Here is an 11,645-nt window from a genome sequence, read left to right as displayed (position 1 = left end):
AAGCGGGCTTTTTTCTTATCTTCGCTGACGAGCTTCGCTTTACTCTTGCCGAAGTTCATCACTTTTCCTCCGCCGCCCTGAGCCTGGCTCAGAAGGAAGAAGAAGAGAATGAAGATGATAACGAACGGGATGATCGCGATCATGACGTTTACCCAGCCGCTCGGCTCATCCGCCTGTTCAATCACGAGCTCCTCAATGCCCTGCTCGCCGGCCGAGGTGATCACCTCTTCAAGGAATACCTGAAGGTCCGGCACGTTGACCGTGAAAAATTCATCTTCTTCTGCCCCGCGCAGCTGACCACGCGCAGCATAGACATCCAGCGTCGGCTGAATGGTTAATGATTCAATATTGTCATTTTCCAGCTCCTGCTGGAATTCATTAAATGTTATCTGTTCTGTCTCGTCCGGATCGGCCTGGAAGATGCTGACGATCCCGATGATGACGAGAAAGATAAGTAAGTAAAAAATGACGTTACGAAAAATTCGATTCATCCTGGTCCTCCTCCCACATCTAATACACTTTTTTCATCGTATCATACCGACTGTTTGCCATACAACGAATTTACTTTTCGTATACTTCCGGCTTTAAAACACCGATGTATGGGAGGTTGCGGTACCGTTCAATATAGTCCAGGCCGTAGCCCACTACAAATTTGTCAGGGACAGTGAAGCCTGTTAAATCCGGGTAGATGTCCACCTGACGTCCTTCCGGCTTATCGAGAAGAGTCACGATTTTGACGGAGTTCGCCTGCCGGTATCTGAAAAGCTCAGTCAGATACTTGAGTGTATTACCGCTGTCGATAATATCTTCCACGATAATGACGTCGCGCCCTTTGACCGTCGTATTCAAATCCTTTTCGATTTTCACTTCGCCGCTTGAAACGAAGCCCGTACCGTAGCTCGAAACGTCCATCACGTCATATTCCAGATGGGCGTCGATTTTTTTAATGAGATCTCCCATAAATGGAAGGGAGCCTTTCAGAATACCGATCACGAGCGGAAAGCGGTCTTTGTATTCTTCAGCGAGGCCGGCCCCGAGCTCGGTCACTTTCTCCTGAATTTCCTCTTCCGAAATTAGCGTCTCCAAAATATCTTCGTTCATACGGATTTAATTCCTCCTAGTTGTGTATAGCGGTCAATCCCTGTCCGGAAACAAATGTAAGCTGTATTTCCTGCAAGGAAGCCGGCGGGCCGTTCGGCGGTACAGTAACCGCAAGAAATGGCACCCACAATATTGTACCATGACTGTCGGCGACAATGGGCCACCTGTCCCGTTCTTTTCGTGGAATTTTTGCGTCAATAAACAGTTTTTTCAGTTTTTTCGTACCGGAAGCCGTATGAATCCGGTCCCCGTCTTTTCGCGTTCGCATGATAAGCGGAAGTGCTGCTTTCTCTGCGCGGAGTGTAACTTCGGCTCTCTCCACTTCTCCGCGGGCTTCATACTCGTCTGCGCCGCAGATGACGCCAGGTTTAACGGTCTGCTCCGCCGGAAGATCCGCCGCTTCTGAACGCCGCAGCACGAATTGCGAGTAGGACCGCTCCAGCTGGATGCCGGAACCGATTGTCCCGGTTTCTGACGCATCCCGGCCGGAAGCAGTCCGCTGAAACACTGTAACATGGTGCTTTCCCCACGGCGCCAAGGGATTGAGGTAGTTCAATAGTAGAGGAATGACCCGGCTTTGTAAAGCAGCAGGCACCGCCTGCCAGTCTACTGTAGAAAAGCGGACAGCATCCGGTGCAAACTGAAAGCGGGAAAGCTGTTTTTCTGCCTCCTGCAGCAGGTAGGTATCTTCAAGTGCCCCCTGTTCACTCATCGCCTGGGCAGCCCGGTGCAGCTGCGGATTTTCTTCCCGGAGTACAGGCATCACGCTCATGCGGATCCGGTTTCGTTCGTACACGTCGGACGTGTTGGAGCTGTCCTCACACCAGCTGACATTCTCACGCTGCAGAAACTGCACAATGTCTGCTCTGGAAACAGCAAGAAGCGGGCGGATAACCGCTCCGTTCGTCAGGCTGCGCCGAACCGGAATGCCCTCTCCGCGAGGCGTTCCCCTCAGGAAGCGCATCAATAGCGTTTCTGCCTGATCATCTCCGTGGTGGGCTGTCGCCGCAAGCGGAATGTTCCGGTCTTTCATGAGCCGGTCGATCTCCTGGTAGCGAAGCTCGCGCGCCGCCTCCTGGGTGCCGGATCCTGTTTTTCGCTTTTGAGCTGCTACGTCCAGATGTTTCACGTGAAACACCAGCGCGTGCTCCTCACAAAAGCGGCGCAGAAAATGTACTTCCTCGTCAGCTTCGCTTCGGAGGTGATGATGCATATATACAACCTCCGGACGGAGCAACGTGTAGCGGTGCAGGTACCAGAGCATGGCCATGCTGTCTGCCCCTCCGGAAACAGCCGCAATGACAGCGTCATGCGGCTCAAACAGATTATGCCTCGAAGCGAAGGGTTCAATCGCCTGTCTCATAACGGTTTCCTATTCCTTTCCGGAAAGAGAAGACAGACAGGGCGAGTACGAGTCCTGCAGCGATCGCACCTGCCTGGAGCATCGTCTCCACTCCATACTCCAGTCCGTTAATATAATCACTTTCGACGAAGGATAGCATCGTAAAGTAAGCAAGACTTCCGGGAACGAGCGGCAGAATACCGGGAATCGACAAGGTTGTGACCGGCAGCTGTACACGCCTGGCGAGAAAGTGGGCAATGACCGCGGCCGTAAACGATGCGATCACCGTCGCTACCACATTGGTAATACCAAGATACAGGCTGCCCTGAAGCGCCGTCCACGTCCATGCCCCGATCATGCCGCCGAGAAGCAGCGCCCGTCTCGGCACACTGAAAATGATGCCGAAACCGATAATCGCTGCGAATGTTAAGATGATTTCCGTCAGTAGCTGCACGATGTCTCCTCCTCTCTATGCTGTGTCAAATGACGTTGTTAAAGAAAAATCGAAATGGCAAGGGCAACACCGCTCGCAATCGACAGCGATGTAAGCAGCGCCTCCACCCCGCGGGACATACCTGCAAGCAGATCGCCTGACAGCAGATCCCTTACTGCGTTCGTTAACGGTACACCTGGTACGAGCGGCATCAATGACCCGATGATAATCTGATCCATGTTTGTGCCGAGCCCGAGTACAACTAAAGCAATGGCAGTGGAGCTCCCTGCAAAAGCAGCGGCAATTTCTGATGCGAACCGGACGCGAAGATAGCCTTCGATCGTCACGAGCGTAAAGCTCGCCACCATAGCAGCTAAAAAGGCCGGAATAAAATCAAACAGGCCGCCGCCGAACAGGTAGGAAAAGCCGCCCCCTGCTACCCCGGCTCCAAGGTGGATCAGCCACATCGGATACTGGATTTTTGCAGCATATATTTCTTCCAGACGGCGTTCCGCTTCCTGCACCGTAATGTCCCCGGCCGTAAACTCCCGGGACACCTGGTTTACTTCGGTCACCTTATTTAAATCCTGCATCCGGTCGTCGACACGCACCATCTGCATCAGATCCCCGTTTCCTTTTTCCTCTTCAAACGAGAGAAAGATTCCGGTCGTCGTTGAAAAGCAGTGCACGTTCGTAAAACCTGCCGCTCTTGCCATTCGTTCGATCGTTTCTTCCACACGGTATGTTTCTGCTCCGTACGTCAGCATGATCTCCCCTGCCCTGAGGCAGACGTCCATGACTTTATCTGCTTTTGCACCCATCCGGCATCCTCCTTCCCTCTCGGCAGCTTTCGAACTGCCAAATTGTTCTGTCTGCACACGAAAAGATGCGCCGCCCTGCTCGCAAGGCGGACACATCCTTTTTCAGCACTGCTATCTGCTCCGGTCTCCGCGCTTCCGGTCATCGGTTTTACTGCGAAGCGTCGAGAGCCGCTCTTCACTGTCTTTTAAAAACTGATTCATTTTCTCTTCAAAGGCAGCCGGACTTTCTTTTTTGCGGCGGTTTTCCGCCTCACCGCCGGCCTGCTTCATGGACAGCGCAATTTTCCCGTCATCCTTGATCTCCAGCACCTTCACCTGAACGTTCTGACCGGCCTCAACAAAATCGGAGACTTCCTTTACATAGCTTTCTGCCACTTCACTGATATGCACCAGTCCCGTTTTACCGTCCGGCAGTTTGACGAAAGCGCCAAATGGCTTCACTCCTGTCACCCGTCCGGTGTAGGTCCTTCCCGATTCCACTGTCATGTCAGCTTGTGTTCCTCCTTCGCTGCTTCCGTATGAAGAAGCTTATGTGCCCTGATTATACGAAGCGGGGAAACCCGTGTCAATCATCATTCATCTGGCTGCGCGGCAGCTGGAACAGCGTTTCTCCCGGCTTGGATAAAAAGAAATCACGCCTCGCGAGTTCCGCTATGTATTCGGGATCATGGAGCAGCTCAATTTCTTCCTCGAGGCTGCTTCCTTCAGCCTGCAGATCTTCCAGCTCTTCCTGCAGCAGCTGATTTTCCCGTTCACTTTCCTGTATCGCCGAGTGCTGCTGATAAAGGGTGACGGAGACAACGATAACAAACAGGAGCATGAAAGCACCAAATACACTGAGACGACGTTTCAGACCTTTCATCCGGCGGCTGCGCTTTTCTTCCATTTCTTCCTGACGATGCATGTATTCTGTCGTCAGCTTTTTAATTTCCGTTTTCCGGTTTCCGTCCATCGAACTTCCCCCTTTACCAATACAGCGTTTTCTCTATCGTAATGGACGAATCCGTCCCATACAAGGGCGGATTGTCTTAATCTTCCACTCTTTCTTCGGAAATCACCGTATAAAAGCTGGCCGCTTCTTCTTTTTTAGCTGTTTCCGCAGTCCGCTCGACTTGGAGCGTGACGACTTTCTGGCCGAAGTGTATCACCAGCTCGTCACCCGGCTTTACTTCTGTTCCGGCTTTCGCCTTCACGCCGTTTACTTCGACCCGGCCCTGGGAGGCCACTTCCTTTGCCATCGTCCGGCGTTTGATCAGCCGCGATACCTTTAGATACTTATCGATTCTCACTCGGATCCCTCCCTTCGCTCGTTCTGCTTCGCTTCTTCCCAGTAAACGTCAAGCTGCTCCAGGTTCTGATCTTCCACGTTCAGGTTTTGTTCCTGAAGCCGCATTTCGATATGACGAAATCTGGATGAAAATTTACGGTTCGTCTGCCGAAGCGCCTCTTCCGGATCCATGTCGTGGTGGCGTGCTGCATTCACAACGGCAAACAGCACATCACCGAGCTCGCCTGCCGCTGCCTCCATCCGGTTCTCCTGAATATCGTGCTTCCATTCGTTCAGCTCTTCTTCAACCTTAGCCCAGACAGGCCCATCCTCAGTCCAGTCAAAGCCGGCCTTTGCCGCTTTTTTCTGCAGCTTCACTGCATAGTGCAAGGCGGGAAGTGATGCCGGTATCCCATCCAGCATCGATGTCCGGCTCCCGTTCTGTTTTTCAGATTTCTTAATTTCTTCCCAGTTCGCGAGTACTTCTTCTGCATCCGCAGCAGCCGTATCGCCGAAAACGTGCGGGTGGCGCCGGATCATTTTCTCCGTGACGTGTTCGATCACATCCTGAATATCAAAGTAACCGTTATCCTCGCCGATTTGCGCGTGCAGCATCACCTGCAGCAAGACGTCTCCGAGCTCTTCGGCAATATGGTCATCATCCTGCTCGTCAATCGCTTCGAGCAGTTCATACACCTCTTCCACTGCATAGCGCTTGAGCGATTCATGCGTCTGCTTGCGATCCCACGGACAGCCGTCCGGTCCTCTGAGCGTGGCGATGACTTCTCGGAGCGTCTGAAACTCCCGGTACAGAATACTCTCTTTTTCTATCGGCGCAACGTAAACAGCCGTTAAGTTACTGACTGCTACGGCCCGGTCCAGTTCAAACAGCGGAACGGTAACCAGCGATTCAGCTTCAGAACCTGCAGCGGTGACGACCGTTACCGGATAGTCGTCCGGATAGCGTTCCATGAGCGACAGTTTTACTTCCCCGGCACTCGCGGAGTCAAAGACCTGACTGATGAGCACATGCTGGGTGACGGCGATGTCCGGCGGGTAAAGCGCTGTCCCGTCCAGGAGCTGAAAGCCGTCATTCGGGTCGATCTCCAGCGCCGTAAAGACGGCATCAAGAAAGCTTTGGCCTCCTGCCACCTGAACTGGAATTTCCGGCTGCCTCAGCAGCAGCTGGACCGTCGTTTCAGCTACCAGCGGGTGACCGGGCACCGCAAACGTTACGGCGCCTTCCTTCCTCGCTTTCTGCATCACCGTTTCAGCGGTTTCCCGGTAAACGTCCTCGAAGCGGGCGTGTTTTTCGTACAAATGATCGAAGGCGTGAAAGACAGCACCCTCCTGTTCCAGCTCTTGTACGACTGGATGGTCAGCCGTGCGAATGTATACTTTTTCTGCCTGCAGCAGCTTTTTATAGAGACCGACCGGGAGCTGATCCAGCCCGCCTGCTCCAAGTCCGATAATGGTAATCGACGGTTTCATACGTAATTCCTCCTTAAGATTGACGCCGGTGCGGCAGCAGAGAGGGAAGCTTCGGCAGCATTTCCCATTCACGCACCGTAAAAACAGACAGCCTCCAAATAATGGTGATAAACAGCGCTGCTCCTCCGAGAGAGACGAACGCCAGCTGAAAAGAAGCTGCGCCGCGGCTTTCTGCGGCACCGGATGCGGTGACCCAGGCAGCGACTGTCATCACGAGCAGCGCTGCGCCTGTTTTAGCGAGCCACACGGCGGGTCCCGAATCCAGCAGCCCGATTCGGATAAGTGCCAGAACAGATGCTGCTGCGAGGAGAGACGCTGCAATGACGGTTGCCGATGCAGCTCCCATCGTTCCTGCAGCAGGCACGAGCAGAATGTTCAGCAGCGCTTTGACGACCAAACCGGCTGCTAGCAGCAAAGCAGCTGCGCCGGCGCGATCTGCCGCGTGCAAAAGCGCCGCTGCGGTCATAAAAATGGCTGCCGGCAGCACAGCCAGGGCCATCACCTGCAGGACGGCCGTCCCGGCTCCATCCATAAACATGCTTACATTTAACAGCGGCATCACCGCCATCATACCAAAGGCTGCAGCCGCTCCAAACACGGTGCATATTTTCAGTGCGCTCCCGGCCTCGGCTGCGGCCGTACGGCTGTCGTGCGGCCATGCTTTTGCAACTGCCGGCAGGGCCGCATAGGAAAAGACCGTGATCACCACCGCCCCAAACTGAATCAGCGGCCAGCTTCTGTCATAGACACCCTTTTCCTGCGCGGCCGCGACACCTTCAGGCAGTCTCTGCACGATCGTAAAGGCATCCACGAGCTGAAACAAAATAAGCAGCATCGCGCTCGCTGAGACGTACAGACCTTTTACGAGCAGGTCACGCATAAGCGCCGGCCAGCCGGCCGGAAGCCGGAAGTCCGGCCGCACCCCGGCGCGGGAACCGGCGTAACGCCAAAGCACGACAAGTCCTGCAGCTCCGCCGGCAAGTGCACCGATACCCGCCGAAGCGCCAGCGGTATAGACGCTTCCGAGCTGCATGCCTGCCCAGGCAGCTGCAAGAATAACGATGACGCGGATAAACTGTTCGGTCACCTGTGAGACCGCGGTCGGCACCGTATTATGGGCGTGCTGAAAATAGCCCCTTGCCGCAGCCGCAAATGGAATCAGCAAAAACGGAATCCCCATCCAGCGCAGCGGTTCAGTGAGGGCCGGATCACCCATCAAAGCCGCGACAGCCGGCGCTGCAAATGTCACCGCTGCTCCGCACAGTCCGAAGAGAACGATCATGACCGCCGTTTAAAACGTCAGCAGCGGGCGGATGCCTTCCCTGCCGCCGTTGTCGATCAGCGCTTTGGCAATCACGAGCGGAAAGCCGTACGTTCCGAGTACAAGCACAGCACCGTAGAGCGGATACACCTGCTGATAGACGTAAAATCCGGTGTCTCCTGTCATATTCTGATACGGAATTTTATAGAGCGCGCTCAGTCCTTTGGCTGCAAGGGCAGCCAGAGATAAATAAGCGGCGCCCTTCGCCCACGATGGCGGCGAATGAGGCATACAGTCTGCTTCCTTCCCTGCAAACAGCCGGACGGCTAAGCCTTCACTTCTGCGTCCCGGCTCACTTCCGGCAGACGGGAGATAACCTGCTCCAATAAAGACAAGTAGTCTCCGTCTTCCAGCTTTTTCGTTTTAATCGTGATGACAATGCGGTTGTTTTCATAGCTGAGATTCATGCTGCGCGACAGTTTGTTGACAAGCGTGAACAGCTTCGAACCGTCTGTGCGGTCCGTCGCTTCTTTGCTCAGCGTCACGCGGCAGTTCTGATTTTTCTCCTGAATGGTTTCAATGCCTTCGCGGGCAGCATAAAGCTTAATCCGGGAGATGATGAATAGATAGTCGACTTCCTCCGGGTAGTCACCGAAGCGGTCGATCATTTCGTCCTGCAGATCCTGCACTTCCTGCAGCGATGTTACCGCGCGGAATCGTTTATACATATCGATCTTCTGTCGGGAATCCCCAATATAGCGCTCCGGAATATACGCGTCCGATTTAATATCGAGCTCCAGCTCCGGCGGCGCTTCTTTTTTGGCGGTCTCTGTGCCGCCGTCGATCTGCTCTTTTCGCTCGTCGATCGCTTCTTTCAGCATCTGAGAATACAGATCAAACCCGACCGAGGCAATAAAGCCGTGCTGTTCAGCACCGAGCAGGTTGCCGGCGCCGCGGATGGACAAGTCCCGCATGGCGATTTTAAATCCGGACCCAAGCTCCGTGAATTCCTTCATCGACTGCAGCCGCTGTTCGGCAATTTCAGTGAGGACTTTATCCCGCTGATGGGTGAAATACGCATATGCGATCCGGTTGGAGCGTCCAACCCGTCCTCGCAGCTGATAGAGCTGGGATAATCCCATGCGGTCGGCGTTATGAATGAGAAGCGTGTTTACATTTGGAATGTCAACGCCGGTTTCAATAATCGTCGTCGTCACAAGTACATCCGCCTCCCCTTCCAGGAAGTCCATCATCACCGATTCCAGCTCCGTTTCCGTCATACGCCCGTGGGCAAAACGGACGGTCGCATCCGGCACCATCATCTGCACCCGGTCCGCCATCGATTCGATATCCTCCACCCGATTGTAGAGGAAGTACACCTGGCCGCCGCGGGCGAGCTCGCGTTCCATCGCTTCCCGCGCAAGCGCTTCGTTGTACTCGACCACGTACGTCTGTACCGGGAACCGATTTTCCGGAGGTGTTTCAATGACGGACAGATCGCGTACGCCGAGCATGGACATGTGCAGCGTCCTCGGAATCGGCGTTGCTGTCAGCGTCAGTACATCAACATTCGCCTTCAGCTGTTTGATTTTTTCTTTATGGGTCACGCCAAACCGCTGTTCTTCATCCACGATGAGCAATCCGAGATCTTTGAACTTCACATCCTTGGACAGCAAGCGGTGCGTTCCGACAACAATATCGACACTGCCGGCTTTCAGCTTCTCGGATGTTTCCTTCAGCTGCTTCCGCGTGCGGAATCGGCTTAACAGCTCGGCGTTAATCGGAAAGTCCTGAAACCGTTCGCGGATCGTTTCAAAATGCTGCTGGGCGAGAATGGTCGTCGGAACGAGAATCGCGACCTGCTTTCCGTCCATAATCGCTTTAAACGCTGCCCTGAGCGCTACTTCTGTTTTTCCGTAGCCGACATCTCCACAGAGCAGCCGGTCCATCGGCCGCTCCCGCTCCATGTCTACTTTAATTTCCTCAATGGTGCGAAGCTGATCTTCTGTCTCCTGATACGGAAATGCTGCTTCAAATTCACGCTGTTCCGGACCGTCCGCCGTAAAGGCGTACCCTTTGGAATGCTCGCGTTCAGCGTAGAGCTTGATCAGATCGTCCGCGATATCCTGAACGGAGGAACGAACTTTGCGTTTAACTTTCTTCCATTCGCTTCCGCCAAGTGCATAGAGCTTCGGATCCTTTTCTTCAGACCCGACGTATTTCTGCACGAGATCAATCTGCTCGACCGGGACGTAAAGCTTGTCGTTGCCTGCGTAGGAAATATGCATATAGTCTTTATGGATCTCGCCGACTTCCAGCGTTTCAATGCCGAGATATTTCCCAATTCCGTGATTAACATGGACGACCCAGTCGCCGACCTTCAGCTCGGAATAGCTTTTAATTCGCTCGGCATTGGACATTTTCTGCCGACGCTTCGGTTTTTTCGGGGTCTTTTTCGTAAACACTTCCTCTTCCGTGATGACGACGATTTTCTCCAGCGGCATCTCAAAACCTGCGGTGAGCTGAGCCGTCGTAATCCGTGCTTCTCCAGGATGCGGAGGTTTTTCAGGCGGCACGATTGACGCTTCCATCTCGTAGTCGCCCATCACGCGCTTCAGGCGCTCGGCACGGTCGTCAGAGGCACACGTAAACAGAACCGCATAGCCATTGCTTTTCCAGCGGTCCACTTCGTTTTTCAGTACGTTCATCTGCCCGTGAAACTGCTGCATCGATTTTGTCTGCAGATTGATATGTTCTGCGAGCACCGCCCCTTGAATCTGACGGGCAAACAAGCTGAAGTAAAGCTTTGGAGCCTTCGCTTCCACCACCGCTGACCACGGCACAGACATCGTCAAGTTTCGCGGAATCGCCCCGTCGGCAAGCATCGCCGTCTGCCAGTCTGCTTCTTCACGGTCGAGCGTGTCCATCGTTTCCTGCGCCCGGCCCGGTTCATCGACGACCAGCCGTGTTCCTTCCGGCATGTAGTCAAGAATCGTATACGTCTTTTCGTACAAAAGCGACATGTACTTATACAGTGCCTCAAACGGAGTCTGTTGTTTCAGCTTTTCGATCTCGCTGCCGATGTTTTCGGCGAGACGATTCTTTGCCGCTTGCTCCCGCGCTGCGCGGATGCTCGTATCCAGCCGATCCTGCAGCGCTTCCGCTCCGCGCTTATACTCGTCGTCTGTAAGTAAAATCTCTCTCGCAGGCCCGATTTGCACCGAGTCGGCCTGCTCGAGCGAGCGCTGGGATCCAACGTCGAAAAAGCGGAGCGAGTCCACTTCCGTATCGAACAGTTCAATCCGCACCGGGTGCGTTTCCGTAAGCGGGTAGATGTCGATGATGCCTCCGCGCACGCTGAACTCACCCGGAGCGCCAACCATGTCTTCGCGATGGTAGCCGAGTGTAACGAGTCGTGTCAGCAATGCTTCCAGATCCAGGTCGGTGCCCGTTTCGATGCTTAGCTGAGCATCCTTCCACATTTGAGGAGGAGGCAGCAGCCTCCGGACGCCTGCGGCCGGTGTGACAATAATGCCGCGGCGGTTTTCAGCCCAATGGTTCAGCGCCTCCATGCGCTGGCTCCGCAGCTCCGGACTTGCCACAGCTACCTCCGCTGAAATGAGCTCGTTCACCGGATAAAGATGAACGTCCTCCTCATCGACAAACGACAAAAGGTCATCGTAAAGCTTTTGCGCCTGCAGGAGGTTATGTGCCACGACAAGCTGGGAACCGCCGCTCTGCTCATAGAGAGAGGCCAATACGGCTGCACGCGACGAACCGGTGACTCCCGATATGAGTCTGTCGCCCTCGCCGGAGGTCAGTTTTTGTAAATCTCCTGATGTCTGTAACCGTTCTAAAAAGCCTTTCAACGCGTTCCCCACCTTTTCTTCAAGTTCCTGCCCGACGGCTTCAAAAGGGTCAGCCCCTGC

The 11,645-nt window shown here is 54.2% G+C and carries 11 protein-coding genes and 1 pseudogene; all 12 read right to left on the bottom strand.

What is annotated here, in order from left to right:
- Positions 1-491 (bottom strand): ATP-dependent metallopeptidase FtsH/Yme1/Tma family protein (locus HCN83_RS15935; protein ID WP_205774707.1); only part of this gene is annotated, 491 nt, incomplete at its 3' end.
- 70 nt (positions 492-561) lie between these two features.
- Positions 562-1,101: a hypoxanthine phosphoribosyltransferase gene (gene hpt, locus HCN83_RS15930; RefSeq protein WP_168009077.1), complete on the bottom strand. Its 540-nt coding sequence runs from the start codon at positions 1,099-1,101 to the stop codon at positions 562-564.
- A gap of 16 nt (positions 1,102-1,117) precedes the next feature.
- Positions 1,118-2,464, bottom strand: coding sequence for a tRNA lysidine(34) synthetase TilS (tilS, locus tag HCN83_RS15925; protein ID WP_168009075.1), 1,347 nt, complete (start codon positions 2,462-2,464; stop codon positions 1,118-1,120).
- Entirely contained in the window at positions 2,448-2,897 is a 450-nt protein-coding gene (locus HCN83_RS15920; protein WP_168009073.1) for a threonine/serine exporter family protein, read from the bottom strand. The genes tilS and HCN83_RS15920 overlap by 17 nt, the downstream gene beginning before the upstream one ends.
- Before the next feature lie 38 nt (positions 2,898-2,935).
- The gene (locus HCN83_RS15915; protein WP_168009071.1) at positions 2,936-3,697 is read right to left on the bottom strand and encodes a threonine/serine exporter family protein; all 762 of its coding nucleotides are present in this window, start codon (positions 3,695-3,697) and stop codon (positions 2,936-2,938) included.
- A 111-nt stretch (positions 3,698-3,808) separates the two neighbouring features.
- Entirely contained in the window at positions 3,809-4,183 is a 375-nt protein-coding gene (locus HCN83_RS15910) for a S1 RNA-binding domain-containing protein (protein ID WP_168009069.1), read from the bottom strand.
- Positions 4,184-4,262: 79 nt separating this feature from the next.
- Complete coding sequence (locus HCN83_RS15905) at positions 4,263-4,649, bottom strand: FtsB family cell division protein (RefSeq protein ID WP_168009067.1); 387 nt, start codon at positions 4,647-4,649, stop codon at positions 4,263-4,265.
- Positions 4,650-4,725: 76 nt separating this feature from the next.
- On the bottom strand, positions 4,726-4,986 hold the full coding sequence (locus HCN83_RS15900) for a S4 domain-containing protein (protein ID WP_168009065.1): 261 nt from the start codon (positions 4,984-4,986) through the stop codon (positions 4,726-4,728).
- Positions 4,983-6,455 (bottom strand): nucleoside triphosphate pyrophosphohydrolase, encoded by a 1,473-nt coding sequence (mazG, locus tag HCN83_RS15895; RefSeq protein WP_168009063.1) that lies wholly within the window; start codon positions 6,453-6,455, stop codon positions 4,983-4,985. The genes HCN83_RS15900 and mazG overlap by 4 nt, the downstream gene beginning before the upstream one ends.
- Positions 6,456-6,468: 13 nt before the next feature.
- The gene (locus HCN83_RS18490; RefSeq protein ID WP_281351759.1) at positions 6,469-6,954 is read right to left on the bottom strand and encodes a polysaccharide biosynthesis C-terminal domain-containing protein; all 486 of its coding nucleotides are present in this window, start codon (positions 6,952-6,954) and stop codon (positions 6,469-6,471) included.
- A gap of 171 nt (positions 6,955-7,125) precedes the next feature.
- Positions 7,126-8,007: pseudogene (locus HCN83_RS18485) on the bottom strand (oligosaccharide flippase family protein); the annotation flags it as partial.
- Between the two features lie 35 nt (positions 8,008-8,042).
- Positions 8,043-11,585 carry a transcription-repair coupling factor gene (gene mfd / locus HCN83_RS15880; protein WP_425483637.1) on the bottom strand — a complete coding sequence of 1,181 codons (3,543 nt, stop codon included), beginning with the start codon at positions 11,583-11,585 and terminating at the stop codon, positions 8,043-8,045.
- Between the last annotated feature and the right edge of the window lie 60 nt (positions 11,586-11,645).

Origin of the sequence: Alkalicoccus luteus, assembly GCF_012034335.1 — a bacterium.
Lineage (GTDB): Bacteria > Bacillota > Bacilli > Bacillales > Salisediminibacteriaceae > Alkalicoccus > Alkalicoccus luteus_A.
The sequence above is the reverse complement of the archived record's forward strand: the minus strand, read 5'-3'. Positions and strand labels throughout refer to the sequence as shown.